The organism is Saccharothrix saharensis, from assembly GCF_006716745.1.
GTDB lineage: Bacteria > Actinomycetota > Actinomycetes > Mycobacteriales > Pseudonocardiaceae > Actinosynnema > Actinosynnema saharense.
This window is the reverse complement of the sequence record NZ_VFPP01000001.1, coordinates 4925202-4951844: the sequence shown is the minus strand read 5'-3', so window position 1 is coordinate 4951844 and position 26643 is coordinate 4925202. Positions and strand designations below refer to the sequence as shown.

Annotated in this window: 23 protein-coding genes; 13 read left to right on the top strand and 10 right to left on the bottom strand. The window is 72.1% G+C overall.

All coding sequences use genetic code 11. The features are described 5' to 3' along the window. Both FHX81_RS21860 and FHX81_RS21855 read right to left on the bottom strand, forming a co-directional pair. A complete protein-coding gene (locus FHX81_RS21860; protein ID WP_141979919.1) occupies positions 1 to 912 on the bottom strand; it encodes an SDR family oxidoreductase in 912 nt (303 codons plus the stop codon). Further along, positions 912 to 1484 carry a TetR/AcrR family transcriptional regulator gene (locus FHX81_RS21855; protein WP_141979918.1) on the bottom strand — a complete coding sequence of 191 codons (573 nt, stop codon included), beginning with the start codon at positions 1482 to 1484 and terminating at the stop codon, positions 912 to 914. Before FHX81_RS21855 ends, FHX81_RS21860 begins: the two co-directional genes overlap by 1 nt. Positions 1485 to 1534: 50 nt before the next feature. Between FHX81_RS21855 and FHX81_RS21850 the strand changes: the two genes are divergently transcribed. From FHX81_RS21850 to FHX81_RS21835, 4 genes are all read left to right on the top strand, one after another. Then, positions 1535 to 2329 (top strand): HAD family hydrolase, encoded by a 795-nt coding sequence (locus tag FHX81_RS21850; RefSeq protein WP_141979917.1) that lies wholly within the window; start codon positions 1535 to 1537, stop codon positions 2327 to 2329. A 294-nt stretch (positions 2330 to 2623) separates the two neighbouring features. After that, on the top strand, positions 2624 to 3544 hold the full coding sequence (locus FHX81_RS21845; protein WP_141979916.1) for an ABC transporter ATP-binding protein: 921 nt from the start codon (positions 2624 to 2626) through the stop codon (positions 3542 to 3544). 6 nt (positions 3545 to 3550) lie between these two features. Next, the gene (locus FHX81_RS21840; protein ID WP_141979915.1) at positions 3551 to 4312 is read left to right on the top strand and encodes a hypothetical protein; all 762 of its coding nucleotides are present in this window, start codon (positions 3551 to 3553) and stop codon (positions 4310 to 4312) included. A 140-nt stretch (positions 4313 to 4452) separates the two neighbouring features. Then, positions 4453 to 5361, top strand: coding sequence for an ABC transporter ATP-binding protein (locus FHX81_RS21835; RefSeq protein WP_141979914.1), 909 nt, complete (start codon positions 4453 to 4455; stop codon positions 5359 to 5361). A gap of 52 nt (positions 5362 to 5413) precedes the next feature. Here FHX81_RS21835 and FHX81_RS21830 read toward each other — a convergent pair whose 3' ends face one another. Then, the gene (locus tag FHX81_RS21830) at positions 5414 to 6616 is read right to left on the bottom strand and encodes a S8 family serine peptidase (protein WP_246107918.1); all 1203 of its coding nucleotides are present in this window, start codon (positions 6614 to 6616) and stop codon (positions 5414 to 5416) included. Between the two features lie 230 nt (positions 6617 to 6846). Here FHX81_RS21830 and FHX81_RS21825 point away from each other — a divergent pair, with 230 nt between their 5' ends. The 4 genes from FHX81_RS21825 (at position 6847) to FHX81_RS21810 (ending at position 10905) form a co-directional block, all read left to right on the top strand. Continuing rightward, positions 6847 to 7443 (top strand): hypothetical protein, encoded by a 597-nt coding sequence (locus tag FHX81_RS21825; protein WP_141979912.1) that lies wholly within the window; start codon positions 6847 to 6849, stop codon positions 7441 to 7443. A 92-nt stretch (positions 7444 to 7535) separates the two neighbouring features. Then, a complete protein-coding gene (trmB, locus tag FHX81_RS21820; RefSeq protein ID WP_246108283.1) occupies positions 7536 to 8177 on the top strand; it encodes a tRNA (guanosine(46)-N7)-methyltransferase TrmB in 642 nt (213 codons plus the stop codon). A 145-nt stretch (positions 8178 to 8322) separates the two neighbouring features. Continuing rightward, on the top strand, positions 8323 to 9465 hold the full coding sequence (locus FHX81_RS21815; RefSeq protein WP_246107917.1) for a nitric oxide synthase oxygenase: 1143 nt from the start codon (positions 8323 to 8325) through the stop codon (positions 9463 to 9465). A gap of 279 nt (positions 9466 to 9744) precedes the next feature. Continuing rightward, complete coding sequence (locus tag FHX81_RS21810; RefSeq protein ID WP_141979910.1) at positions 9745 to 10905, top strand: sensor histidine kinase; 1161 nt, start codon at positions 9745 to 9747, stop codon at positions 10903 to 10905. Positions 10906 to 10908: 3 nt separating this feature from the next. Here the strand turns inward: FHX81_RS21810 and FHX81_RS21805 are convergent, their stop codons facing one another. Continuing rightward, complete coding sequence (locus FHX81_RS21805) at positions 10909 to 11763, bottom strand: hypothetical protein (protein WP_141979909.1); 855 nt, start codon at positions 11761 to 11763, stop codon at positions 10909 to 10911. A 174-nt stretch (positions 11764 to 11937) separates the two neighbouring features. On the opposite strand from FHX81_RS21805, the gene FHX81_RS21800 reads away from it, so the two are divergent. Further along, positions 11938 to 13239: an amidohydrolase family protein gene (locus tag FHX81_RS21800; RefSeq protein WP_141979908.1), complete on the top strand. Its 1302-nt coding sequence runs from the start codon at positions 11938 to 11940 to the stop codon at positions 13237 to 13239. 1 nt (position 13240) lies between these two features. Here FHX81_RS21800 and FHX81_RS21795 read toward each other — a convergent pair whose 3' ends face one another. The 4 genes from FHX81_RS21795 to FHX81_RS21780 all read right to left on the bottom strand — a co-directional run bounded on the left by FHX81_RS21795 (position 13241) and on the right by FHX81_RS21780 (position 19628). Continuing rightward, entirely contained in the window at positions 13241 to 13921 is a 681-nt protein-coding gene (locus FHX81_RS21795) for an SDR family oxidoreductase (RefSeq protein WP_141979907.1), read from the bottom strand. Between the two features lie 222 nt (positions 13922 to 14143). Then, positions 14144 to 16225: a PhoX family protein gene (locus FHX81_RS21790; protein WP_141979906.1), complete on the bottom strand. Its 2082-nt coding sequence runs from the start codon at positions 16223 to 16225 to the stop codon at positions 14144 to 14146. 161 nt (positions 16226 to 16386) lie between these two features. Beyond that, a complete protein-coding gene (locus tag FHX81_RS21785; protein WP_141979905.1) occupies positions 16387 to 18405 on the bottom strand; it encodes a PhoX family protein in 2019 nt (672 codons plus the stop codon). 62 nt (positions 18406 to 18467) lie between these two features. Continuing rightward, positions 18468 to 19628, bottom strand: coding sequence for an MFS transporter (locus FHX81_RS21780; protein WP_141979904.1), 1161 nt, complete (start codon positions 19626 to 19628; stop codon positions 18468 to 18470). A 65-nt stretch (positions 19629 to 19693) separates the two neighbouring features. On the opposite strand from FHX81_RS21780, the gene FHX81_RS21775 reads away from it, so the two are divergent. Beyond that, positions 19694 to 20344 carry an HAD family hydrolase gene (locus FHX81_RS21775; protein ID WP_141979903.1) on the top strand — a complete coding sequence of 217 codons (651 nt, stop codon included), beginning with the start codon at positions 19694 to 19696 and terminating at the stop codon, positions 20342 to 20344. Positions 20345 to 20596: 252 nt separating this feature from the next. Then, the gene (locus tag FHX81_RS21770; RefSeq protein WP_141979902.1) at positions 20597 to 21325 is read left to right on the top strand and encodes an SDR family NAD(P)-dependent oxidoreductase; all 729 of its coding nucleotides are present in this window, start codon (positions 20597 to 20599) and stop codon (positions 21323 to 21325) included. A gap of 57 nt (positions 21326 to 21382) precedes the next feature. Here the strand turns inward: FHX81_RS21770 and FHX81_RS21765 are convergent, their stop codons facing one another. Together FHX81_RS21765 and FHX81_RS21760 are read right to left on the bottom strand one after the other, a co-directional pair. Next, a complete protein-coding gene (locus tag FHX81_RS21765; RefSeq protein WP_141979901.1) occupies positions 21383 to 22474 on the bottom strand; it encodes an inositol-3-phosphate synthase in 1092 nt (363 codons plus the stop codon). Positions 22475 to 22515: 41 nt separating this feature from the next. Next, entirely contained in the window at positions 22516 to 23061 is a 546-nt protein-coding gene (locus FHX81_RS21760; protein ID WP_141979900.1) for a PadR family transcriptional regulator, read from the bottom strand. Between the two features lie 167 nt (positions 23062 to 23228). Here FHX81_RS21760 and FHX81_RS21755 point away from each other — a divergent pair, with 167 nt between their 5' ends. Together FHX81_RS21755 and FHX81_RS21750 are read left to right on the top strand one after the other, a co-directional pair. Next, complete coding sequence (locus FHX81_RS21755) at positions 23229 to 23633, top strand: DUF5318 domain-containing protein (protein WP_211363538.1); 405 nt, start codon at positions 23229 to 23231, stop codon at positions 23631 to 23633. A 94-nt stretch (positions 23634 to 23727) separates the two neighbouring features. Continuing rightward, positions 23728 to 26580, top strand: a complete 2853-nt coding sequence (locus tag FHX81_RS21750) for a transglycosylase domain-containing protein (RefSeq protein ID WP_281291744.1) — start codon at positions 23728 to 23730, stop codon at positions 26578 to 26580. The last annotated feature ends 63 nt before the right edge of the window (positions 26581 to 26643 follow it).

The window sequence follows — 26643 nt, the reverse complement described above, 5'->3', positions numbered from 1 at the left end:
TCAGCGGTACTGCGACGCGTCCGCCGTGGTCGGGTCCACGCCCGCCTTGAAGACCTCCTCGTACCAGCGGCCCCAGTCCGGCCGTGACCCGTCCAGGTCGGTGAAGCCGTACTCCCGCATCAGGGTCCAGGACGCGAGCGCCTTGCCGGTGAACCGGTGGCGGTCGGGGTCGGCGGCCAGTGCCGCGACGCCGCGCCCGACGTAGTGCGGCGTCTCGGACATCGCGTAGTGCGGCTCCTTGGCGATCGCGTCGCGCCAGTTCTCCTCCGTCACGCCGAAGTGCTCCAGCATCTGCTCCGACCGCAGGAACCCGGGCGTGACGGCGACCGACGTGCCGCCGAACGCCTCCAGCTCCTTCGCCATCACGGTGCCGAACCGCCGGATCGCGACCTTCACCGAGTCGTAGGCCAGCGACCCGCTGTAGAACTCGTCGCTGTCGCCGTCGGTCACCTCGACCAGCAGGCCGCCCGGCTTGGCGACCAGCAGCGGCAGCAGCCGGTGCAGCGCGACGAAGTGCGCCTCCAAGCTGTTGCGCCACATCCGCAGCTGGCGGTCCAGGTCCTGCTCCCAGAACACCTTGAACTCGGTGTCCGCCTCACCGCCCCACACGTCGTCCACCAGGACGTCCAGCCGGCCGTCCACTTCGGACTCGATGCGGGCGCGGAACGCGTCCACGTCCGATGGCGCGGTGAAGTCGCACCGCACCGGGATGCCCCGGCCACCCGCCGCCGTGACGAGCTCCGCGGTCTCCTCGATCGTCTCGTCCCGGCCGATCGGCGACTTGTGCCCGCGCGTCGACCGGCCGCCGACGAACACCGTCGCACCCGCCGCGCCCAGCTCGACCGCGATGGCACGCCCCGCGCCCCGCGTCGCCCCCGTGACCGCCGCGACCTTGCCCTCCAACGACGCCATCATCTCCCCTTCCAAGCGTCCAACACCGCGTCCACGTCCTCCGCCAGCCGGTCGGCCAGCTCGCCGCGCGGCCGCACCGACCAGTCCATCGACCCGCCGTAGAGCAGCCCGGTGAGCACCCGCGCCGCGCGTTCCGGCCCGGGACCGCGCGGGAGGTCCACCCGGCGGGTGAGCTCCAGCACGGTCCGCTCGGTCACCTCGTAGAGGTCGGCGAGCAGCGCGCGCAGCTCCGGGTCGATCAGGTCGACACCGAGCTGGGCCAGGTGGTTCTGCGCCTCGGCCGGGTCCACCATGCCCTCGAACCAGGTCAGCAGCGCCGCCCGCAGCCCCTCGGCCGGGTCGACCGCCGCATCGGCCGCCGCGCGCATCCGCCGCACGTTCTCCGCGCTGGTCTGCCTGGTCAACGCCTGGAGCAGACCGCTCTTCGAGCCGAACCGGCCGGCCACCGTGCCCACCGAGACGCCCGCCCGCTCGGCCACGTCCGCGACGGTGAACCCCGGTCCCTTGTGGGCGATCACCTCGCCCGCGGCGGTCAGCAACCGCTCGTCCGTGATCGTCTTCGGTCGGGCCACGGCGTTATTGAACCACGGTTCAGTAATGCTCGCCCAGTAGGGTGACACCAGTGACCTGGAGACCACGCCTGATCGCCCTGGACATCGACGGCACCATCACCCCGGTCGGCCGCGAGGACGTCGCCCCCGCCGTGCGCGCGGCCATCGGCCGAGCCGTCGACCACGGCGCCCACGTCGTCCTCTCCACCGGCCGCAGCCTCGTCGGCACCCGGCCGATCGTCGACGACCTCGGCCTGCGCGGCACCACCGCGATCTGCTCGAACGGCGCGGTCTGGTGGGACACGACCACCCGCGAGGTGATCCGCAAGGTCGAGTTCGACCCCGGGCCGTCGGTCGAGCGGCTGCGCGCCCTGCTGCCCGACGCGGTGTTCGCGGTCGAGCTGACCGGCGTGGGCAACCTGGCGTTCGGCCGGTTCCCGGACGGCGACCTGTGGGGCGAGGTGCGGGAGGTGCCCTACGAGGAGCTGGTGGCCACGCCGACGTCCCGGCTGGTCATGCGGTGGGTCGGCCGCACGCCCGAGGAGCTGGCGCTGCGGATGCTGGACATCGAGCTGCCCGGCGTGACGGCGTCGTGCGACCACAACGAGCCGTGGCTGACGTTGACGCCTCCCGGCGTGACCAAGGGCGCGGCGCTGGAGGTCCTGCGGTCCGAGCTCGGCGTGCCCGAGCAGGACACGCTGGCCATCGGCGACGGCTCCAACGACGTGGCGATGCTGCGCTGGGCCGCGCACGGCGTGGCGATGGGCCAGGCGCCGGTCGCCGTCCAGGAGGTCGCCGACGCGGTCACCGGCACCGTCCTCGACGACGGCGCGGCCATCGTGCTGGACCGGTACTTCGGGGCGTAGGCGATCCGACCTCGGCGGGCGCGGGGTCCTGAGCGTTGAACTCAGGGGTCCTGGACGTTCGACACTCGAGGCCTGGGCGTTCGACTCGCGTGGTTTGTCGGGTTTGGACCCTGAGGTGGGGGCGTGACGACCTAGGGGACGACTCAGGGTGAACACGGATTACTACAACCGAGGTAGCGACGACGATAAGACTGAAGTCGCACGGATGAGTCAACTACAGACCGATGTGCGAGACCCGGTGGACCGGGCAGAGTTCACCCTGGTCCGGGGGATGTGTCGTCCAGGGGAGAAACCATGATCGAGGCTATCGGCCTCACCAAGCGCTACGGGAAGACGGTGGCGGTGGACAACTTGTCGTTCACCGTCGAGCCCGGTCGGGTCACCGGCTTCCTCGGCCCGAACGGGGCGGGCAAGTCCACCACCATGCGCATGATCCTCGGCCTCGACCGGCCGAGCGCGGGGCAGGTGCTGATCGACGGCAAGCCGTACGCGCGGCTCGACCGCCCGCTGCGCACCGTCGGCGCGCTGCTCGACGCCAAGTGGGTGCACCCGAACCGGTCCGCCCGCGCGCACCTGCAGTGGCTGGCCAAGTCCAACGGCCTGCCCGACCGCCGGGTGGACGAGGTGCTGGAGATGGTCGGCCTGACCAAGGTCGCCAAGCGCCGCGCCGGCGGCTTCTCCCTGGGCATGTCCCAGCGGCTCGGCATCGCGGGCGCCCTGCTGGGCGACCCGAAGGTGCTGCTGTTCGACGAGCCGGTCAACGGCCTGGACCCCGAGGGCATCCTCTGGATCCGCCAGTTCATGCAGGGCCTGGCCGCCGAGGGCCGCACCGTGCTGGTGTCGAGCCACCTGCTGTCGGAGATGGCGCTGACCGCGCAGGACCTCGTGGTGATCGGCCGCGGCAAGCTCATCTCGCAGTCCAGCACCACCGAGTTCGTCGAGCGGTCCACCGAGAACACCGTGCGGGTGCGCAGCCCGCACGCGGACAAGCTGGGCGCGATGCTGGTCGACAAGGGCTTCACCGTCCGTGAGGACGCCGACGGTTCGCTCACCGTGTCGGGTGCGCTCAGCGACGAGATCGGGGACATCGCGGCGAGCGGCGGCGTGGTGCTGCACGAGCTGAGCCCGCAACGCGGTTCGCTCGAACAGGCATTCATGCAGCTCACCGGCGATTCTGTCGAGTACCACGCCGAACTCGCCGAGACGGGGAAGTGACCACCGATGACTCTGCTCGCCGTTGAACGGATCAAGCTCTTCTCCACCCGCTCGCCGTGGTGGTGCATGCTGCTCGCGCTCGGGTTGACCGTCGGCATCACCGCGATCATCGCGGCGAACTGGTCGGGCTCGCCGATGCCCGTGCTGGGCGCGGTGTTCACCCACACGTTCGGGCTCTACGTGATCATGGTGATGGCCGCGCTCGCGGTCACCACCGAGTACCGCTTCGGCACGATCAAGTCGACGTTCCAGGCGGTGCCGGACCGGATCTCGCCGATGATCGCCAAGGCGGTCGTCGTGGTGCTGCTGTCCGGCCTGGTCGGCCTCGCCTCCGCGTTCGGGTCGTGGGGCCTGAGCTGGTTGCTCGCCGAGGACACTTCGGACCTGGCCCTGACCACCGCCAACGACTGGCGGCACGTCGCGGGCGTCGGCCTGGTGTTCGCGGCGGGCGCGCTGCTCGCCCTCGGCGTCGGCGCGCTGGTGCGGCAGACCGCGGGCGCGGTGTCGATCATCCTGGTGTTCGCGCTGGTGGTCGAGAGCGTGGTCGGGTTCATCCCGAACATCGGCGACGACATCCAGAAGTGGATGCCGTTCACCGTGGTCAGCAAGTTCATCTTCGGCGACCCGGACCCGAGCGCGATCCCGGAGGGCGCCGGGCCGCCCGCGATCGGCGAGCTGAGCCCGTGGGGCTCGTTCGGGTACTTCGCCGCCATCGCGCTGGCCGTCTACATCATCTCGCTCGTCGTGGTGAAGCGGCGGGACGCGTAACGGGGAGCCCACACCGCCGGCGTTCGGGCGCCGGCCGCGGGCAGCCGGGGGAAAGGGGGAGCTCGGGTCACCTTCGGGGGGTGGCCCGAGCTCTTCTGCTCTAGGTTTCGCCACAAGCGTTAGATCGGACGGGAGATGTCATGATCGAAGCGACCGGCCTCACCAAGCACTACGGCAGGACCGTGGCCGTGGACGACCTGGCGTTCCGCGTGGAGCCGGGCCGGGTCACCGGGTTCCTCGGGCCCAACGGGGCGGGCAAGTCCACCACCATGCGGATGATCCTGGGCCTGGACCGCCCCACCCGCGGCCGCGTCACCGTGAAGGGGCAGGACTACCGGTCGCTGCGGGAGCCGTTGCGGGTCGTCGGCGCGCTGCTGGACGCGAAGTGGGTGCACCCGAACCGGTCCGCCCGCGCGCACCTGCTGTGGCTGGCCCGGTCGAACCGCATCCCCGCCGCGCGCGTGGACGAGGTGCTCGACATGGTCGGCCTCACCCAGGTCGCCAAGCGCCGCGCCGGCGGCTTCTCCCTGGGCATGTCCCAGCGCCTGGGCATCGCGGGCGCGTTGCTGGGCGACCCCGAGGTGCTGCTGTTCGACGAGCCGGTCAACGGCCTGGACCCGGAGGGCATCCTCTGGATCCGCCAGTTCATGCACCGGCTCGCCGACGAGGGCCGCACCGTCTTCGTCTCCAGCCACCTGCTGTCGGAGATGGCGCAGACCGCGCAGGACCTGATCGTGATCGGGCGCGGCCGGCTCATCGCGCAGACCAGCACCGAGCGGTTCATCGCCGACGCCACCGAGGACACCGTCCGCGTCCGCTCGCCGCAGCTGGACCGGCTGCGCGAGCTGCTGGACGGGCGGGCCCGGGTGGCCGAGGCCGCCGCGCCGGACGGCGCGCTCGTCGTGCACGGCGTCGAGCCCGCGTTCATCGGCGAGCTGGCCGCGTCGAACGGCATCACGTTGCACGAGTTGAGCCCGCAACTCGGTTCCCTGGAGGAGGCCTTCATGCAACTCACGAAGGAATCCGTGGAATACCACGCGGCCGACTGACCGACGTTCCCGCGCCGTTCGGGGTAAACGGATTCGCCGACTCGCGCGGACGTCAGAACCGGTCGCCGCGCCAGAAGTCGTCGGACGGCGGCGGGATTTCGGTGACGACCGGCACCGGCACCCGCCGGATTCGACTGCGCCGGGCCAGCAGCAGGCTCACCACGGCCACCACGACGCCGACCGCGGTCAATCCGCCGAACGCCACCAACAACCTGGTGCCGCCGTCCGCGACGGGCGGTGGCGCGGCCAGTTCGCCTTCCGCCGTCGTCGGTGGCGGTTCGGCCGACGACGTGCGCGGCGGCGGCGCGAGCGGGTTGCGCTCCACCCGCGGGACGTCGGCGGTCAGCGCGGCCACCGGGTCGACCTGCCCGAAGCCGGTCGCGTTGTCCCGGCCCGGCGCGAGCAGGTCGGTCGCGGTGGCGATGAGCCGGTTCACCACGTTGCCCGCGTCCAGGTCGGGGTAGCGGGCGCGCACCAGCGCCGCCGCGCCGGAGACCAGGGCCGTCGCCGCGCTCGTGCCGTCCACCTCGGCGTAGCCGGTGTCCACCACCTTCACCGGCACCGCGGTGACGATCCGCTGGGCGGGCGCGGCCAGCACCGTCTCGGGGCCGGTGTTGGACTCCGGCCACGGTCCGTTGCCCTCGACCGTGCCCGAGACCGCGATGACGCCTTTGATGTTGGCCGGCGCGCCCACGTGCTCGTCGCCGTCGTTGCCGGTGCCCGCGACCACCACGGCGTCGTGGTCGAACGCGTAGTTGACCGCGCGCAGCAGGTCCGGGGTGAGCGTGGCGAGCGAGGTCAGCGACAGGTTGATCACGTCGGCGCCGTGGTCGACGGCCCAGGTCACGCCCTCGGCGACGGACGCGGTGGTGAACTTGTCGCCGTCCGCGCCGACCGAGACCGGCAGGATCATCGCGCCCGGCGCCACACCCAGCGCGCCGCCGTCCACCGCCCGGCCGGCGATCAGCGTCGCCATCGCGGTGCCGTGGCCGTCGTTGTCCTCCGTGCCGTCGGTGCCGGCCGCCGAGCCGAACCCGGTGCCCGGCAGCAGCGCGCCCGCGAGGTCGGGCCGCGTGTCGTCCACGCCCGAGTCGACCACCGCGACGACCACCCCGTCACCGCGCGTGGTGGCGTGCGCGGCCGGGACGCCCAGGGCGGCCAGGTGCCACTGCTGCTCCTCGATCGTCTGCGCGCGGGCAACCCCCGGGCACACCAGCGCGATCAAGACGGCGGCGACCACCGCTCTCCCCGTCACCCAATTCCCCCTGTGCTCGGGATCACACATATTCCATGTCGATGATGTTTCACAGTTCCGGATTCGGGCAAGCGGAGTAAGCCGTTCGTTAAGACGTCGTGAACTCCGGCACAGCCCCATGACAAGCGCTTCTGAACCGGGTCAGATGGAAAGCGCGAATCGTGAGGCAGGCGCCTGCCCGCACGCGAATTCGGATACCCCCCGTCAAGGAACCCCCCGGAGGTGAACCCGTGACGGTGCTTGATCCGGACCTGAACGCCGACCGCTCGGTGACCCGGTCCCAGGAACCGCCCAGGAAGGTGTTGCCCAGTCAACGCGACCACGCCCTTCGCGTCGAACCGATGTTGGCGCTGGAATGGTCGCACGCCATCGAGGCCGCGGGCGCGGTCGGTGTCGCCGACTCACCCGCCCAGACCCGTCGGGCTTGGATCCACAAGGCCGACGAGCAGCAAGTGCTCGCCATGTTCCGCGCGGTGGGCCCGGACGCACCCGCACCGTGGTGGCTCCGAGCCCTGGACCGGGGCCGGATCGCCTCGCGCGCGGCGGCGTTCGCCCTGGAGGACGAGGTGACCCGGTTGCTGGGCAGCCGACCGGGTTGGGTGTTCGTCCCCTGGACGACCGAGGGCGAGGTCGGTTACTGGGAGTTCGTGCCGTCCGAGAGCGGCGTGTACGGCCCCGCCGAGCCGACCACCGTGCAGTTCACCGACCGGCACCCCGGTTTCGTGGACCTGCTCCCCGCGCACCGGGGCCCCGGTCAGCGCCACCCCATCGAGTTCACCCCCGCCGAGCTGCGCGAGCAGATCGAGGACCTGGAGAACATCGCTTAGCGCACCACCTAGGCTGTACGCCCGTGACGTCCAGCCACCAGCGACCGCCGCACCACCGATCCGTCGTCAGCTACGTGCAACGCGGCGAACGGATGACCGTGGGGCAGCAGCGCGCATGGGACCGCCACTGGGAGCGCTTGGGCCGCGAGGTCAAGGCGCTCCCGGCCGGTCCCGTGCACTTCGACGAGTGGTTCGGGCGCGAGGCCCCGGTCGTCCTCGAGATCGGCTCCGGGATGGGCGAGACCACCGCCCGGCTCGTCGCCGCCGCGCCCGACGTCAACTACGTGGCCGTCGAGGTCTACAAGCCCGGCCTGGCGCAGCTGCTGCTGCGGGCCGAGGCGCTCGACGTGACCAACCTGCGGGTCCTGCGCGGTGACGCGGTCGACCTGCTCACCGAGCACGTGGAGCCCGGCGCGCTGGCCGAGGTGCGGATCTACTTCCCCGACCCGTGGCCGAAGAAGAAGCACCACAAGCGCCGGCTCGTGCAGCCCGCGTTCGTGCACCTGGTCGCGACCCGGCTCGAGCCCGGCGGCGTGCTGCACCTGGCGACGGACTGGGAGGAGTACGCCGAGCAGATGCTGGAGGTGTGCTCGGCCGAGCCGCTGCTGCGCAACCGGCACGACCGCTGGGCACCTCGCCCGGACTGGCGGCCGGTGACGAAGTTCGAGCAGCGGGCCGTCGAGGAGGACCGGGTCAGCCACGACCTGATGTTCGAGCGGGTGGAACTCACCTGACCGTGGCATAAAGGCAGGCCCTCGGCCGGACGACGCGGCGACTCCGCGTGGATTCGTCACCGGATCGAGTGGGTTTTGTCGATCACCCGATGTGCCCCGTCTGGCAGTGACGCGTGACAACGATCGGCAACTACGGTTGCCGCCCGTGACCGCAGTGGACAACGAACCGATAACGCTCGACGTGGACGCGGCGGAGGGCTTCCTCCGCATGTTCCACATCGCCCACCCCGAAGCCGGCCCCGTCGGACCACGCCTCGCCGAGGTCCGCGAGGAGGTCGCCGAGACCGGCACCTACCGGCACACCACCCACGAGCTGGCCTACGGCGCGCGGATCGCGCTGCGCGACTCCGGCTGGTGCACCAGCGGCGTGCCGTGGCGCCGGCTCAAGGTCCGCGACCTGCGCGGGTTCCGCAACGCGGGCGCGGTGGCCGCCGAGTGCGTCGAGCACCTGCGCCTGGCCACCAACGGCGGCGAGATCCGCCCGCTGGTCACCGTGTTCGCGCCGGACACCCCGACCGCGCCCGGCCCGTGCGTCTGGAACGAGCAGCTGGTCCGGTACGCGGGCCACGGCGACGGCTCCGGCGACCGCCGCTACCGCGAGTTCACCGACGCCGTGCGGGGGATGGGCTGGCGACCGCCCGCCCCGCCCGGCCGCTTCGACCTGCTGCCGCTGGTCGTGGAGACCGCGCACGAGGGCGTGCGGCTGTTCGACGTGCCGCCCGACGTGGTGCACGAGGTGCTGCTGGAACACCCCGACCTGCCGTGGTTCGGCCGGCTCGGCCTGCGCTGGCACGCGGTGCCCGTGATCACCAACATGCGGCTGGTGATCGGCGGCGTCACCTACCCCGCCGCACCGTTCAACTCGTGGTTCGTCGGCTCCGAGATCGGCGCGCGCAGCCTCGCCGACGAGCACGCCTACGGCGCGGCCCGACCCGTCGCCGAGGCACTGGGTCTGGACACGTCCACCGAGCGCTCCCTGTGGCGCGACCGCGCCGTGGTGGAGCTGAACCGGGCCGTGCTGCACTCGTTCGACCTCGCCGCGGTGACCATCACCGACCACCACGCCGAGTCCCGGCACCGGCTGTCCTGGCTGCGCTCCCGGCAGCGCCACTCCGGCAACCGGCCCGCGTTCCGGCTCGACCCGGCGGCGGCCCGCCGCGCCCGGGCGGGCGGACCCGCCCGCTTCTCCCCCGCACCCGAGGAGACGACGCAGCCGCAGTCACCCGGCCGCCTCGCCGAACTGCTCCGGCGACGCGTCGAAGGCGTCGGCGGAGCAGTCGGCGGTTGACCCCCGAGCGCTCAGCGCTCCGAGTCGACCAGCACGCCCGACAACGCCATCAGCACCAGCACCAGCAGGCCCAGCACCGCACCCGCCCACGTCGCGACCACTCCGAACATGGTGTTCCTCCCGTTCCCCGACTCGCCACTCAAGAGTCACCCCGGGATTCGTCATCCGACATCGGCCACTGGTGTGTTTCGTCAGGCGTTCGGGTCAGCCTCGCGGCTGACGGCCCACCCGACCGGGGTCGGACGCGCCCTCCGCCGCGACCACCTAACGTGAGGCCCCGTGGAGAGCACTCACCTCGGGTGGCGGACCCTGCTGCGCCGCCAGTGGCCGCTGGCGTGCGCCCTGCTCTTCTTCCTCGGCGGCGAGGTGCTCGGTGAGGCCGGGTGGTGGCAGCTCCCCGGCTCGGTCGTGGTGTGCGCGCTGGCCGTGCTCGCGCCCCGCCGCCCGTTCGACGCCGCGCTGGCCGCCGCCACGGCCGTGGCCGCGAACTCGGTCGTGCTGCGGGTGCTGGACGTCGCGCCGGTGGTGCCCGCGATCAGCGGCCTGGTCGTCTCCGAGACCGCGGCGGTGATGGCGATCACCGCCGTGGTGGTGCGGCAGGCGCCGCTGCCGCGGGCCGCCGTCGCGGTGGTCGTGCTGATCGCGGTGGCCGCCGGCTCGCAGGCCGTGCGGCCGGACTACTGGTCGCGGTACTGGCCGGACGACTACAGCGGGCCCGGACCGTGGCAGCAGGTGGTCGGCGGCGCGGTGCTGCTGGCGCTGTCGCTGGGCACCGGGCTGTACTTCCGGGCCCGCGACCGGGAACGCGCGACCGCCGTGCGGGCCGAGGTGGCGGCGGCGCAGCACGCCGAGCGGATGGCGCTGGCCCGCGAGCTGCACGACGTGATCGCGCACTACGTGACCGGGATGGTGGTGCACGCGCAGGCGGCGCAGGCCGTGCCGTCGGCGGCGGGCGAGGCGCTGCCGATCATCGTGCGCAGCGGCAACGAGGCGTTGACCGAGATGCGTCGCCTGGTCGGCACGCTGCGCGGCACCGACGCCGACGCGCCGACCGCGTCCAGCGACCTCGCCGACGACGTGCGCGGCGTGGTCGAGCGGTCCGGCCAGCCCGTGCGGCTGCACGTCGACCTGCCGGTGTCCGTGCCGCCGTCGTTGGGCCGCTCGGTGCTGCGGTTGGTGCAGGAGTCGTTGACCAACGCGCGCAAGCACGCCGAGGCCGTGTCCGCCGTGGACGTCTCGGTGTCCGTTTCGGACGGTGTGGTGCACGTGCTGGTGGCCGACGACGGGCGGCCGCGCAAGGCCGCGCCGGTCGGCGGGTCCGGTGGCTACGGGTTGGTGGGCATGCGGGAGCGGGTCGAGCTGCTGGGCGGGCGGTTCAGCGCGGGCGCGCGCGCCGGTGGGGGCTGGGAAGTGCGCGCCGCCCTGCCCGTGACGGGGTGAGGCTCACCCCGCCGTGGGGCGTGTCGCGGGCAGCTCGGCGGGCAGCGGGTAGGTGAAGGTGCGCGCCGGGTCCTCCACCGCGAGGTGCCGGTCGGCGACGGCGGGACGGCGGCTGCGCGGGCCGCGGTCCTGGTCGGGGATCGCCGGCCGGTAGTCGCCGAGCCAGGTGGTGACGTCGCCGGAGAGCCGGGCGTTCTCCGCGTGCAGCAGGCGCACCTGGTGCTCCAGCTCGGCGATGCGCGCTTCGGCGTCGCGGTGCACCCGGACCACCGTCCACAGCAGCTCGTACGCCATCGATCCGGGGTCGCGGGCCTCGGCCGGCTGCGGCTCGTCGCTCGCGGGTGCGGCCAGACCGTACTTGCGCGCCCACTCCGGGCCGCCGATCATCGCCGTCGTGACGTTGTCGACCTCCGGGTCCAGCCAGCGCGGACGCGGTTCGTCGGTCGGCCCGCCGGTCACCAGGGCGTGCAGGTAGCGGGCCGTCGACAGCACCTCCGGCACGTCCTTGGGGTGCACGGCGGCGTGCACCAGGCTCGCCACCCGCTCCCACGGCGGCACGCTGTCGGGCCGCGCCTGCGGGCCGATCCAGCGGGTCACCTCGGCCCGGACCGCGCCCAGGGACCGGCCGTGCGCCCAGTGCCCCGGTGTTCGCGCCGCGCGCCGCAGCACGCGCCGGTACGCGGTGCTCATCCGACCCTGGTCGTCCACCAGGTGCACCAGCAGGAACAACGCGAGCCAGCGGCGTTCCCGGGACAGGTCCGGTTCGGAGAAGTCAGACTCCGATCGCAGGACCGCCGCCGCGGGCTCACCCCTCCCGCGCCGCTCGCCGGGTTGACCACTTCCACCGTTACGAGCCACTGTCACTCCTTCGCCGGATCAGCGGGACCACCACCTCTCCCAACGTTTCGGAGATTACGTCCACCTGGCGGGTGAACACCGCCCGAGAAGGTCAAACCCACTGTTCGGGTTACGGCGTGAGGCGTGCACCGCCACGTTGTGTGTAGCTCGATCGAGTGCGGCAGGATCGTGGGCATGTCGCTGCGCCTGCACGCCCCCGTGGTCCTGCCCTGCGATCCCGCCTGCACCGTCCTGCGCGACGCCGTGGTCGACGTCGTCGACGGGCGGGTCTCGTTCGTCGGGGCGGAGGCCGACGCGCCGGAGTTCACCGGCGAGGTCCGCCGGTTGACCGGGATCCTGCTCCCCGGCCTGGTGAACACCCACGCGCACAGCCCGATGGTGCTGCTGCGGGGGATGGGCGGCGACCTGCCGCTGCTGCGCTGGCTGCGTGAGGCGATGTGGCCCGCCGAGGCGAAGATGCAGCCAGCGGACATCCGGGTCGGCATGCTGCTCGGCGCGGTGGAGATGCTGCGCAACGGCGTGACCACGAGCGCGGAGATGTACTTCCACGGCGAGCAGCTCGCGGACGCGGTGCTGGCCGCCGGGTCGCGGGTGCTGTTCGGCGCGGCGATCATGGACCTGCCCGGGATGCCGTGGCGGCCGATGACCGACGAGATCACCCGGTGGATCGACGCCGACGGGCTGCGGTTCGGGCCGGACGAGCGGGTCGAACTGAGCTACGGGCCGCACTCGGCGTACATCCTGTCGCCCGAAGCGTTGGGCGAGATCGCGGGCCAGGCGCGTGATCGCGGGGCGTTGGTGCAGGTGCACGTGGCCGAGTCGCCCGAGGAGGACGTCGAGCAGCGGGCGTCGCACGGTTCCGTGCCGCGGCTGCTGGAGCAGGCGGGCGTGCTGGGCGGGCGGGTGCTGTCGGCGCACTCCGTGCACCTGTCGCCGGAGGACGTGGCGATCTACGCCAGGCACGGCGTCGGGATCGCGCACTGCCCCGGGTCGAACACCAAGCTCGCGTCCGGCATCGCGCCGCTGCGGTCCTACCTGGACGCCGGGGTCGCGGTCGGGCTGGGCACGGACGGGCCCGCGTCCAACGACGACCTGGACCTGTTCGAGGAGGCCAGGCTGGCGGCGCTGCTGGCGCGCGTGACCACCGGTGACGCGACGGCGATGCGTGCGGCGGACGCGTTGCTGCTGGCGACGCGCGGCGGTGCGGCGGCGTTGGGGCGGGACGACCTCGGGGCGTTGGAGCCCGGCCGGTGGGGCGACGTGGTGCACGTGGACGTGGACGACCCGGCGTTCGCCACCGGCTTGGACGCGCCGGACGAGCAGGTGCTGGCGAACCTCGTGTGGGCGTCGGGCACGCGGCGGGTCAAGGACGTGTGGGTGGCCGGCAAGCAGGTCGTGGCCGACGGCGAGACGACGCGCGTGGACCGGCGGGAGGCGCAGGCGGGCGTGCGGGAGGTCGCCGCCCGGCTGCGGTAGGTCAGCGGGGGCGCGGGCGGACGACGACCTCGGTGACGTGGGCGTCGTCGCCCGCGTGGACGGCGGTGGCGACGGCCCGGGCGACGGAGTCCGGGGTCAGGTAGAGGTTCGGCTGGTAGTCGCCGCTCTCCTGCTCGCGGACGCCGCGCTGCATGTCGGTGTCGACGCGTCCGGGGTGGACGGACGTGACGCGGAGGTCGTCCTCTTCGGCGCGCAGGGCGTCGGCGAAGGCCCGGAGGGCGAACTTCGAGGCCGCGTAGACGCCCCAGCCGGGGTTGGCGCGCAGGCCCGCGCCGGAGTTGATCAGCACGACGTGGCCGCGGGCGGCGCGCAGCAGGGGCAGGGTCAGCCGGGTCAGCTCGGCCACCGCGACCACGTTCACGTCGAGGGTGCGGCGCCACACGTCGGCGTCGGCGTCGGCGAGCGGGCCGAGTTCGGCGATGCCCGCGCTGTGCACGAGGACGTCCAGGCGGGTGAGGCGGGCGGTGGCGGCGGCCAGGGCGTCCGGGTCGGTCAGCTCGACGGGCCAGGGCCGTGCCGACTCCAGCGACCCGGCGAGCTCCCCCAACGCTCCCTCGTCACGCCCGCCGAGCAGCAGGTCGTGCGTGGGCGCGAGGACCCGTGCCACCGCCGCACCGATCCCCCTCGACGCACCGGTCACCAACGCCACGGGTCGACTCATACCAGCACCCTAAACCGCGCGAGTCGAACGCTCAGGTCCCGAGTGTCGAACGCTCAGGACCCCCGAGTTCTACGTCCAGGTCGGCGGCGATCGTCCTGAGCGTTGAACTCGGGGGTCCTGGAGGTTCGACACTCGGGACGCGAGGGTTCGACACTCGGGACCCGGAGGTTCGACACTCGCGGGGGTGGAGGGCTCGGGGTGAGCGAGCCCCCCACCGCGGGGTCAGCCGCAGATGCGGCCCTTGTCCTTCTTCCACACGGCCACCACGGACGGGCGCGGCTGGGAGGTGCCGCCGTCCGGCCAGTGCGACAGCGGGTTGGCGGCCGACGCGCCGTCGACCTCGCCGGGGTGCTGCACGGCCACGAGCACGAAGTCGTCCTCGATCACCGGGCCGCACGTCTCCGCGCCCTTCGGCACGGTCAGGAACTGCTTCACCCGACCGCGGTACGGGCCCTCGACCGGCACGGCGAACAGGCCGTCGTTGGACTTCAGGGCGTTGCCGTCGGTGGAGATCCACAGGTTGCCCTGGTTGTCGAACGCGACGTTGTCCGGGCACGAGATCGGCGAGACCTGGGTCTTGTCGTAACCGCCGAAGTACGTGTCGGGCGAGGTCGGGTCACCGCAGACCAGCAGCAGCTTCCACGAGAACGACGTGGCGGTGTTGTCGCCGCGCCGCTCCTCCAGCTCCAGCACGTGCCCGTGCCGGTTGTTCAGCCGCGGGTTCGGCTCGGTCGCGCCTTCCTTGCCCGCCTTGCCGCGGTCGGTGTTGTTGGTCAGCGCCGCGTACACCCGGCGGTTGCGCGGGTTCGGCTCGACGTCCTCGGGGCGGTCCATCTTGGTCGGCCCGACGGCGTCCGCCGCGAGCCGCGTGAAGACGTAGACCTCCTCGGCGGTGAAGCCGGGCACGAACGACCGCGTGCCGCTCGCCAGCGGGATCCACTCGCCGGTGCCGTCGAACTCGCCGTCGGCGGGCAGCTTGCCGGAGCCGTCGATCTCGGCGACCGGGCTGTCACCGGTGAACCGGGCGACGTACAGCGTTCCCTTGTCCAGCAGCTTCTTGTTGTGCTCACGGGCGTGCTTGCTGTTGCCCGGCTTGTACTTCTCGTCGGACACGAACTTGTACATGTAGTCGAAGCGCTCGTCGTCGCCCATGTACGCGACCACGCGGCCGTCGCGGGCGATGATCACGTTCGCGCCCTCGTGCTTGAAGCGGCCGAGCGCGGTGTGCTTGACCGGGGTCGAGTCCGGGTCGAGCGGGTCGATCTCGACGACCCAGCCGAACCGGTTGACCTCGTTGGGCTCCTGCGCCACGTCGAACCGCTTGTCGAACCGCTCCCACTTGCGGGTGGACGCCGCGCCGGACAGGCCGTACCGGGCCAGCCGCGCCTTGGTGACGGGGTCGGTGACCGAGCCCGCGTTGGCGAAGTACTGGTTGAAGTTCTCCTCCCCGGACAGGATCGTGCCCCACGGCGTCACGCCGCCCGCGCAGTTGTTCAACGTGCCCAGCACCTTCGTGCCGGTCGGGTCGGCCGAGGTCTTGAGCAGCTTCGAGCCCGCCGCCGGGCCGGTGACCTTGAACTCGGAGGTCGCGGTGATGCGGCGGTTGTAGCGCCGGTCCAGCTTGGGCACGAGCTTGCCGCTGCGCCGGTCGCGCTCGACCCGCACGACGGACAGGCCGTGCGCGGCCCACGCGATCTCGGTCTGCTCGCGGGTGGGGTTGTCCGCGTCCCAGTTCTTGAACAGGAACTCCTCGCTGGTGTACTCGTGGTTGGCCACCAGCACCCACTCGTCGTGCCGGCCGACCGGCACCAAGCCGAGGAAGTCGCAGTTGTAGCCGAACTGCTTCGCCTGCGCCGCCGCGGTCTGGCGGTCGAAGTCGAACGCGGGCGCGCCGGGCACCACCGGGTCGCCCCAGCGCAGCACGACGCCCTGGTCGTAGCCCTCGGGCGTGACGACGCGGTCCTCGGTGTTGGGCGCGACGGCGGCGAAGTTCAGGCCGTCGCGGCGACGACCGCCGCCCAGGTCGGCGTCCCGCTCGACCTCGGGCTTCGCGGCGGCGCTGCCGGCACCGACCAGCCCGACACCCGCGCCCGCGACGGCGAGCACCGCGCCGGCCTTCAGCAGGCCGCGACGGCGCACGACTTCGCCGACGACGTCACCGAAGTAGGCGTTGCCGGACGTGTTGGGCGCTTCGTGCGCGCACGCGTCACCGCAGCGGTACTTGCAGGTGACCGCCGAACGCCCGAGGGGGTGGTTGGGCAGCAGGGGCAGCAGGCGCCGCCCCCGATCGGTGGATGAGGACACGCGGACCTCCGAGATCGCTCAGTGGGAACCGGGCGACCGTAAGAGGGCAAGTCCTCCGGCAGCGGACTTCGAGGTGAACGCGAGGCGAACACCTGGGTCGAAACCCGCAGCTCACACGCGGTGTGGTCGCCCGATCGCACCGGGCGACCACACCGGTGGCCTCACTCGCCGACGCGACGTCCTTCCCGCCACACCGCCACGACCGACGGCCGCGGTTGCGAGTCGCCGCCGTCGGGCCAGTGCGAGGCGGGGTTGTCCGCGCTCGCGCCGTCGACCTCGCCGGGGTGCTGCACGCACACCGTGACGACGCGTTCGCCGATCACCGGGCCGCACGTCTCCGCGCCGCGCGGCACGGTGAGGAACGCCTTGAGGTGGCCGCGCCGCGACCCGGACACGGGCACCGCGTACAGGCCGTCGTTGTAGCCGTTGAGCGCGCCGCCCGAGTCGCTGGAGATCCACAGGTTGCCGTGCCGGTCGAACGCCACGTTGTCGGGGCTGGAGATCGGCGACACCCGGCTCTTGTCGTAGCCCGCGAAGTAGGTGTCCGGCGCCGCCGGGTCGCCGCACACCAGCATGAGGTTCCAGGAGAACGCGAGCGCGAGGGCGTCGCCGCCGCGCTCGGTCAGCTCCAGCACCTGGCCGTGCTTGTTGTCCACCCGCGGGTTCGGCTCGGTCGCGCCTTCCTTGCCCGCCTTGCCCCGGTCGACGTTGTTGCTCAGGGCGCAGTAGACGACGCCGGTGTGCGGGTGGGTCTGGATGTCCTCGGGACGGTCCATCCTGGTCGCGCCGACCTTGTCGGCCGCGAGCCGGGTGAACACGTAGACCTCCTCGGCGGTCATGCCCGGCACGAACGAGCGGTTGCCGGACGCGAGCGGCACCCACTCGCCGCGGCCGTCGAACCTGCCGTCGGACGGCAGGCGGCCCGTGCCGTCGATCTCGGCGGGCGGGCTGTCGCCGGTGAAGCGGGCGACGTAGAGGGTGCCGTCGTCCAGCAGGGTCATGTTGTGCCGGCGGGCGGCCTTGCCGTTGCCCTTGCGGACCTTGCCGGTGGAGATGAACTTGTAGATGTACTCGAACCGCTCGTCGTCACCGGAGTAGGCGACCACTCGTCCGTCGGCGGCGAGGCGGACGTTGGCGCACTCGTGCTTGAAGCGGCCCAGCGCGGTGTGCTTGACGGGGGTGGAGTCGGGGTCGGTCGGGTCGAGCTCGACCACGTAGCCGAACCGGTTGACCTCGTTCGGCTCGCGGGCGAGGTCGAACCGCTCGTCGAACCGCTCCCACTTGCGGGTGGTGGCCGTGCCGGTGACGCCGTAGCGGGTCAGGCGCGGGTCGGCGAGCGCCTCGGCGTTGGCGAAGTACTGGTTGAAGTTCTCCTCGCCGGACAGGATGGTGCCCCACGGCGTCACGCCGCCCGCGCAGTTGTTCAACGTGCCGAGGACCCTCGTGCCGGTCGGGTCGGCCGAGGTCTTGAGCAGGTCCGAGCCCGCCGCCGGACCGGTGAGCTCGAACGGCGTGGTGGCGGTGATGCGGCGGTTGTAGCGGGAGAACCGGGTGGTGAGGCGGCCGTTGCGGGCCTGTTCGACCTGCACCACGGACAGCCCGTGCGCGGCCCACGCGATCTCGACCTGCTCGCGGGTGGGGTCGGCCTCGTCGTAGCCGCGGAACATGAACGGCTCGCCGGTGTACTCGTGGTTGGTGACGAGCAGGTTCGTCCGGCCCGTCGCGTCCAGCGGCAGCAGCGCGGCGAAGTCGCAGTTGTAGCCGAACTGCCTGGCCTGGGCGGCGGCGGTCTGGTGGTCGAAGTCGAACCGGGGCGCGTCCGGGAACAGCGGGTCGCCCCAGCGGATCACGACCTCGTGGCGGTAGCCCTCGGGGACGACGACGGCGTCGAGCGTGTTCGGCGCGACGGGTGCGAAGTCCAGCCCGAGGGGGTGCCGCCCCGCCGACTCGGGCTCGGCGGCAGCGGTGGCGGTGGCGGTGGCCGCTCCGCTCATCGCGCCGCCGAGGGCTCCGACGACCACGGCCGCCTTGATGGCGGTGCGCCGGTCGACCAGGTCGCCGAAGTAGGGGTTGCCCGAGGTGTTGGGCACGTCGTGGAAGCACGCGTCACCGCAGCGGTACTGGCAGGTGACGGCCGCGCGTCCGGGGGAGTGGTTGGCCAGCAGTGGAAGGTGTCTCACCACTAGAACGCCTCCTGGGTCAGTTGGGGACCAACGGACCGTAGGCCGGCGTTCACTTCTTGTTAACCCACCAGGTCCTCTCCGACGAGGATGCCTTCGGTCGGCACGGCGTGCCGGGACGGGCGGCCGACGGCCGTCAGGCAGGCCGCGAGCACGCAGCAGCAGGCGGCGACGACGAACGGCTGGGCGAGGTGCCCGACGAACGTCGCGGCCAGCGCGCCGCCGAGCCAGCGCAGGAGGTTGTAGCCCGCGCCGGCCACCGGTCGCGGCGCCGGGCTGACGCTCATCGCGGCACTGGTGAACAGCGTGTTGAGCAGGCCGGACACCACGCCGCTGACGATCACCGCGACGACCAGCAACGGCTTGCTCGGCACCGCCATGACCAGCATCAGCACCGCGAACGCGAGCACCGCGACGACGGTCGTGCGGCGGTCGCCGAAGCGGTCGGCCAAGCGCGGCGCGAGCCAGACGCTGGAGACCGCGACGCACGCGCCCCAGCCGAAGAACACGAGCCCGATCTCCACCGCTCCCCAGCCCAGCACGAACGGCGACCAGGCCAGCACGGCGAAGAACGCGGCGGTGTAGAGCGCGGAACCGATCGCCGTGCGCAGCAGGCCGGGGTGGCGCAGCGCGCGCAGCGGGTCGAGGAGGCGGACCGAGTGCCGCGGCTCGTCGTCGGTGAGGAAGACCGAGCAGAGCACGAACGCGACGGCCATGAGCACCGCCGTGCCGATGAACGGGCCGCGCCACGAGAAGCCGCCGAGCAGCGCGCCGAGCAGGGGCCCGACGGACAGGCCCAGGCCGAGCGCGGCTTCGTAGAGCAGGATCGCGCCCCTCTGGCCACCGGTGGCCGCGCCGACGATCACCGACAGCGCGGTCGCGATGAAGAAGGCGTTGCCCAGGCCCCAGACGGCGCGCAGGCCGACGAGTTGGCCGATGTCGCTCGCGAGGGCGCAGAGGGCCGCGGCGAGGACGATCAGCGCCAGGCCGCCGACGAGCGTGCGCTTCGCGCCGAAGCGGGCCGACGCGACACCGGTGAACAGCATGGCCGCGACCTGGACACCCAGGTACGAGGAGAACAGCAGGGTGACCTGCGACGGCGTGGCGTGCAGGCCTTCGGCGATGGACAGCAGGATGGGGTCGACGAGCCCGATGCCCATGAACGCGATGACCGCGGCGAACGCCGTGACCCACACCTGCCGGGGTTGGTCGGGGAATTTCACTTAGCCAGGCTAACTTATTTCGTTTAGCATGGCGAAGTAAGTGCGCTCACACTACGGTCTGGGGTGTGGATGCGGTGGTGTTCGACCTCGACGGCGTGCTGGTGGACTCCGAGCGGATGTGGGACGAGGTGCGCCAGGCCTTCGCCGCCCGGCACGGCGGTACCTGGACACCCGCCGCGACCAGGGCGATGCAGGGCATGAGCACACCCGAGTGGGCGACGTACCTGGTGACCGAGGTGGGCGTGCGCCTGACGCCGGCCGAGGTGGCCTCCGGCGTGATCGGCGAGATGGCCGAGCGCTACGCCGAGGGGCCGCCCGTGCTGCCCGGGGCGGTGGACGTCGTGCGCGAGGTGGCGTCCCGCTACCCGGTGGCCATCGCCAGCTCGTCCCCGCCGGTGCTGATCAAGTCGTTCCTCGCCGCCACCGACCTGACCGACGTGGTGCCGGTGGCGATCTCCAGCGAGCAGGCGGGCGCGGGCAAGCCGGCCCCGGACGTCTACCTCCTGGCCACCTCGAAGCTGGGCGCCGACCCCACCCGCAGCGCCGCCGTGGAGGACTCGACCAACGGCCTGCGCGCCGCCCTGTCGGCCGGCATGACCGTCTACGCCGTCCCGAACCCCCACTTTCCCCCTGATCCGACCGTGCTGGCCCGCGTCACGGTGCTGCGCGACCTCTCCGCCCTGCCCGCCGCACTCGCCTCCCGCACCTCCGGGTGAACACCCGTCCCGGTCGACCAGAAGTGTGGCCGGAGCCCCTCGCCGAGGTGCCGAGCCGCCAGGTCGGTCGACCCCGGGACCGCTTCGCCACCGTCCTCCGGGCGGAGGCACCGAACCACGACGGACTCGCCCCCACGACCGTCTCGGCGAGCCTCAAGTCGGCGGCGGTGGCGCTCGAGCGCGCGGGGAGGTGTTCGCGGCCGTTCGACCGGGACGTGTGCGTGCCGTGCCGGACCGCCTAGCGTTCAGGCCATGGAGCGACGAGTTGCGGTGGTCACCGGGGCGGCGCAGGGGATCGGGGCGCGGGTGGCCGAGGTGTTGCGCGGTGACGGGTACGAGGTGGTCGGGTTCGACCTCGTCGAGACCGAGGGCGGGGTGGTGGGGGACGTGTCGTCACCGGCCGACGTGGCCCGGGTGGCGGAACGGGTCGGTGAACGGGTCGACGTGCTGGTCAACAACGCCGGCATCGCGGGGATCGTGCCGTTCGAGGACACGTCGCTGGAGCAGTGGGAGCGGATGGTGGCGGTCAACCTGACCGGGCCGTTCCTGCTCACGCAGGCGCTGGGGCGGGTGATGCTGGCCCGCGGGCGGGGCGCGGTGGTGAACATCGCGTCCGTGGCCGGGTTGCGCGGTGTCGCGGACCGGGCCGCCTACAACACCACCAAGCACGGGCTGATCGGGATGACGCGCACGCTCGCGGTGGAGTGGGGCGGGCGCGGGGTGCGGGTCAACGCGGTGTGCCCCGGCTGGGTGAAGACCGAGATGGACGTCGAGTCGCAGGCGGGCGGGCACTACGGCGACCACGACATCACCGACCACGTGCCCATGGGCCGGTTCGCGGTCCCGGACGACATCGCGCAGGCGGTCGCCTTCCTGGCCGACCCGGACCGCAGCGGGTTCGTCAACGGCGTGGCGCTGCCCGTGGACGGCGGCTGGACGGCCGACGGGTCGTGGCAGTCGTTGCGGCTGTCCAAGCGCTGACCTGCGAGAAGACCCCCTGCACCGGGTGCAGGGGGTCCGTCACGAACGCGGGAGGACTCAGCGCTCCACGTCGCCGCGGATGAACGCCTCGACCGCCTCGTGCGCCTCGGAGTCCGAGTACTGCACCGGCGGCGACTTCATGAAGTACGACGACGCCGACAGGATCGGGCCGCCGATGCCCCGGTCCAGCGCGATCTTCGCGGCGCGCACCGCGTCGATGATGATGCCCGCCGAGTTCGGCGAGTCCCACACCTCGAGCTTGTACTCCAGGTTCAGCGGCACGTCGCCGAACGCCCGGCCCTCCAGCCGCACGTAGGCCCACTTGCGGTCGTCCAGCCACGCGACGTAGTCGGACGGGCCGATGTGCACGTTGCGCTTGCCCAGGTCCCGGTCGACCTGCGAGGTCACGGCCTGCGTCTTGGAGACCTTCTTGGACTCCAGCCGCTCCAGCTCCTTCATGTTCAGGAAGTCCATGTTCCCGCCCACGTTGAGCTGCATCGTGCGGTCCAGCTGCACGCCGCGGTCCTCGAACAGCTTGGCCAGCACGCGGTGCGTGATGGTGGCGCCGACCTGCGACTTGATGTCGTCGCCGACGATCGGCACGCCCGCCGCGCGGAACTTCTCCGCCCACTCCGGGTCGGAGGCGATGAACACCGGCAGCGCGTTGACGAACGCCACACCGGCGTCGATGGCGGCCTGCGCGTAGAAGCGGTCCGCCTCCTCCGAGCCGACCGGCAGGTACGACACCAGCACGTCGACCTCGGCGTCGCGCAGCGCCTGCGCCACGTCCACCGGCTGCTCGTCGGACTCCTCGATGGTCTCGCGGTAGAACCGGCCGAGGCCGTCGAGCGTGTGCCCGCGCTGCACGGTGACGCCGAGCGGCGGCACGTCGGCGATCTTGATCGTGTTGTTCTCACTCGCCCCGATGGCCTCGGACAGGTCCGTGCCGACCTTCTTGGCGTCCACGTCGAACGCGGCGACGAACTCGACGTCGCGCACGTGGTAGTCACCGAACCGGACGTGCATCAGACCCGGCACGCGGGTGCTCGGGTCGGCGTCGCGGTAGTAGTGGACGCCCTGCACCAGCGACGCCGCGCAGTTGCCGACCCCGACAATGGCCACTCGAACAGTGCGGCGGTTGTCGCCCATGCCGAGTCCTCCTTAGTTCTTCCGTGCTCGTATTCGGGGGGTTATTGGTCCCGCTCGCGCTGTTCGGCCTGCTCATGGGCGATCAGCTCGTTCAACCACCGCACTTCGCGCTCGGTGCTCTCCAGCCCGAGCCGGTGCAGCTCCCGGGTGTACCGGTCGATGCGCTCGCTGGTGGCCGATAACGAGGTGCGCAGCCCTTCCCGGCGCTCTTCGACGCGGCGCCTGCGGCCCTCCAGGATGCGCATCCTGATCTCGGCCGGGGTGCGGGAGAAGAACGCCAGGTGGACGCCGAACGAGTCGTCGTCCCAGGTCTGGGGTCCGGCGTTGGCCAGCAGTTCGGCGAACCTCTCCTTGCCCTCCGCGGTGAGCTTGTAGACCTTGCGCGCCCGCCGGCCCCACCGGGCCGAGTCGTCCTCGGGCACTTCCTCGACGATGAGGCCGCCGCGTTGCAACTTCCGCAACGTGGGGTACAGCGTCCCGTAGGAGAACGCGCGGAACGCACCCAGCAACTCGTGCAAGCGCTTGCGCAGCTCGTAGCCGTGCATGGGCGCTTCGTGCAGCAGGCCGAGGACCGCGAACTCCAGCACGGAGCACCTCCCGCTCGAGTGAGCGCCGATGGGTGCGGTCAGTATATCGGTGCGATACATCCACGCACGCCGACGACGTGTCGCGTGGCACACAGCCACCCCTGCGTTCGGGGCACTGCCCTGAACGGCCCATCGGCGGGGTCGGGGCGGCACGTACTCTGGTCGTCGTGTCGACCCAACGCCAGGTCGTGGACTACGCCCTGCAGCGCCGTGCGCTGCTGGCGGAGGTCTACGCGGGTCGAGTGGGCACGATGGAGGTCTGCGACGCCAGCCCGTACCTGCTGCGAGCTGCGAAGTTCCACGGCCGACCGAGCGAGGTGACCTGCCCGGTCTGCCGGAAGGAACCGCTCACCCTCGTGTCCTGGGTCTACGGCGACGAGCTCAAGCACGCGGCCGGATCGGCCCGCACCGCCGACGAGCTGGCCCGCATGGCGACCCTCTTCGAGGAGTTCACCGTGTACGTGGTCGAAGTTTGCCGCACATGTAGTTGGAACCACCTGGTGCAGTCATACGTCCTGGGAACGCGCGGCCTGAACTCTCGCAAGCCGCGCAGGAGGACCGCGGCGGAGTGAACCTGCTCCGACCACGGGCGCCGCTCCGGCGAGGAGCAGCGGCGTACGACCACCGAACCGCGTGCACCGGCACGCCGGTCTGGGAGGCCTTTTCGTGAACGACCAGCATGACGACAGGCATCGTGGCGCGGAGCCGCAGTGGCCGACCGGGGAGGACCCGGACGGCGGCGGTCACCCACCGCGCCGCGGCGCCGGGGATCAGCCGGCGCGTCCGAACACCCCACCAGGTGGTTTCGCGCGCTCGCCGGCCGATGGCCCCGGGCACGGCACGCCGCCGGGCGGCTTCGCCCGGCCGCGCACGCCACCCGGTGGCTTCCCGCAGGCGGGTGGCACCCCGCCCGGCGGCATCCCCCGCGGCGGTCCCCCGCCGCGCAGGCCTGCCGGTCCCGGCGGTCCCGTCCCGGGCGGCAGGCCCGGCGGCCCGCCACCACCACCCGGCGCGCGTCCCGACGGCCCGCGGCCCGACGGCCAGGCCGCCGCGGGCGGCGTGCCCGGCCGGCCGAGCACGCCTCCCGGCGGCCTGCGCCGACCCGGTGCCCCCGGCGGTCCCGTGCCGCCCGGCGGGCGTCCCCCGGTCGCCGGCCCCGGCGGCCCGCGCAGGCCGGCGGGCCCCGGCGGGCCCCAGCGGCGTCCCGGCGAGGAGCCGACGGACCTGCTGCCGCCCGTCTACCAGAGCACGCCCCGCGAGCCCGAGCTCCTCACGCACCGCGAGGACGAGGTCGAGCTGGAGCCGTTCTACGACGACGACTACGACGTGGAGCTGACCGCTGAGGAGGCCCGCGTCGTGCGTCGCAAGAAGGTCTGGCGCCGCGTGCGCCGCACCAGCTACGTGACCCTCGGCCTGATGCTGCTGGCCCCGGTCGTCGCGTTCGCCGTCGCCTACCAGGTCGTCGAGGTGCCGAACCCGGAGGCCGTCGCGGCCTCGCAGGGCAAGGCGATCACCGTCCTCTACGCCGACGGCACGGAGATGACCAAGATCGCCCCCGGCGACGCGAACCGCAGCATGGTCAAGTACGAGGAACTCCCGGAGACGCTCAAGCAGGCCGTCTTCGCGGCGGAGGACCCGACGTTCGAGACGAACGTCGGCTTCGACCTGACCGCCATCGCCCGCGCGGGCTGGTACCAGCTCAAGGGCGAGCAGAGCGGTGGCTCCGGCCTGACGCAGCAGTACGTCAAGGAAGCCACCGACCAGGACGACATGACGCTGACCCGGAAGTTCACCGAGGCCGTCACCGCGTACAAGATGTCCCAGCAGCAGGACAAGCGGGACATCCTGACCGCGTACATGAACACGATCTACTTCGGTCGTGGCGGTTACGGCATCAAGACCGCGGTGAAGGCGTACTTCGGCGACGTGCAGCTCAAGGACCTCACCCACTCGCAGGCCGCCCTGCTGGCGGGGCTGATCCAGAACCCGGGCCGGTCGGAGCAGCAGGCGTACCGGGATGAGCGCTGGAACTACGTGATGGACCAGATGCTCAAGCACGGCTGGATCGACCAGACATACCGGACGACCGAGCCGATGCCGGTGCCGGTGGAGCTGACCGACCAGTCCGGCCTGAGCGGGCCGCGCCTGCACATCCGCGAGCAGGTCATCCAGGAGATGGCCAAGGTCGAGTGGGACGTGGAGAAGGCGCAGAAGGTCGGCGTCACCGTCCACACCACCATCGAGCCGCCGAAGCAGGCGGCAGCCGAGCAGGCGGTGGCGGACGTCATGGGTCCGCAGCCCAAGGAGCTGCGGTCGTCGCTCACCGCGATCGACCCGCAGACGGGCGCGGTGCGGGCGTACTACGCGGGCGCGGACGGCACGGGTCTGGACTACGCGACCAACACGCTGCAGGAAGCGGGGTCGTCGTTCAAGCCGTTCGACCTGGTCGCCGCGCTGAAGGCGGGTAAGGGCCTCGGCTCGACCTACGACGGCCGGTCGCCGAAGAAGTTCGACCTCGGCGGCACCAGCATCACGATCCGCAACGCGTCGGACCCGACCAACAAGTGCGGCGAGAAGTGCTCCATCCGCAAGGCCATGGAGCTGTCGCTGAACACCGTGTTCTACGAGATGGTGATCGACATCGGCACCCAGCCGGTCGCCGACGCCGCGCGTGCCGCGGGCATCCCGCCGTCGGTCGAGGTGCAGGGCGTGAAGAAGGACCTGCTGGTCGGCGAGAACGGCGGCCCGCCGAACGTCGGTATCGCGCTGGGCGGCGGTGAGGCGCAGGTGCGGCCGTTCGACATGGCCTCCGCCTACGCCACGTTCGCCGCGCGCGGCACCTACCACGAGCCGTTCTTCATCTCGAAGATCACCAACGCCGAGGGCAAGGCCGTCTACCAGCACGTCGACGTGTCCCGGCAGGCGTTCGACCCGGACCCGAAGAAGAACCAGGACATCGCCGACAACGTCACCGAGGCGCTCCGGCCCATCCCGAAGTCCTCGAGCATCCCGTGCGCGGGGCGCGAGTGCGCGGGCAAGACCGGTACGCACGAGCTCCCCGACGACGCCACGCAGAACTCCAAGGCGTGGATGGTCGGCTACACCCCCTCGCTGTCCGCGGCGGTCTGGGTCGGCCGCGACGAGGGCAACGTGGCGCTGAAGAACGCCGAGGGCAAGCCGGTCTTCGGCAGCGGCCTGCCGGGTCAGATCTGGAAGAGGTTCATGGACAAGGCGCTCGAGGGCACGCCCGCCGAGCCCTTCCCGAAGCCCGCGAAGCTGAACACCTTCGACGACCCGAAGCCGACCACCACGACGACGACCACCACCACGACGACGGACAAGAAGGACGAGGACAACCGGCCGACGACGACGGACCCGACGACGACCCGGCAGTCCACTCCGACGACGACCCGCACCGGCCGGCCGTGCCAGGGCCTGGTCTGCCCGACCGAGCCGACCACGACGACCAACGACCAGCCCGATCCGGGAATCGGCAACGGGGCCGCGCCCACGGGTTAGCGCCCGGGGCGCGCACGGAGGGAGAGGGGTCCGGCCGGGTGCCGGGCCCCTCTTCGCGTGCCG

Coding starts and splice junctions, on each gene's coding strand:
- FHX81_RS21765 (WP_141979901.1), bottom strand. CDS start 22,474: ATGGGCGACAACCGCCGCACTGTTCGAGTGGCCATTGTCGGGGTCGGC.
- FHX81_RS21835 (WP_141979914.1), top strand. CDS start 4,453: ATGATCGAAGCGACCGGCCTCACCAAGCACTACGGCAGGACCGTGGCC.
- trmB (WP_246108283.1), top strand. CDS start 7,536: ATGACCGTGGGGCAGCAGCGCGCATGGGACCGCCACTGGGAGCGCTTG.
- FHX81_RS21840 (WP_141979915.1), top strand. CDS start 3,551: ATGACTCTGCTCGCCGTTGAACGGATCAAGCTCTTCTCCACCCGCTCG.
- FHX81_RS21770 (WP_141979902.1), top strand. CDS start 20,597: ATGGAGCGACGAGTTGCGGTGGTCACCGGGGCGGCGCAGGGGATCGGG.
- FHX81_RS21845 (WP_141979916.1), top strand. CDS start 2,624: ATGATCGAGGCTATCGGCCTCACCAAGCGCTACGGGAAGACGGTGGCG.
- FHX81_RS21800 (WP_141979908.1), top strand. CDS start 11,938: ATGTCGCTGCGCCTGCACGCCCCCGTGGTCCTGCCCTGCGATCCCGCC.
- FHX81_RS21795 (WP_141979907.1), bottom strand. CDS start 13,921: ATGAGTCGACCCGTGGCGTTGGTGACCGGTGCGTCGAGGGGGATCGGT.
- FHX81_RS21860 (WP_141979919.1), bottom strand. CDS start 912: ATGGCGTCGTTGGAGGGCAAGGTCGCGGCGGTCACGGGGGCGACGCGG.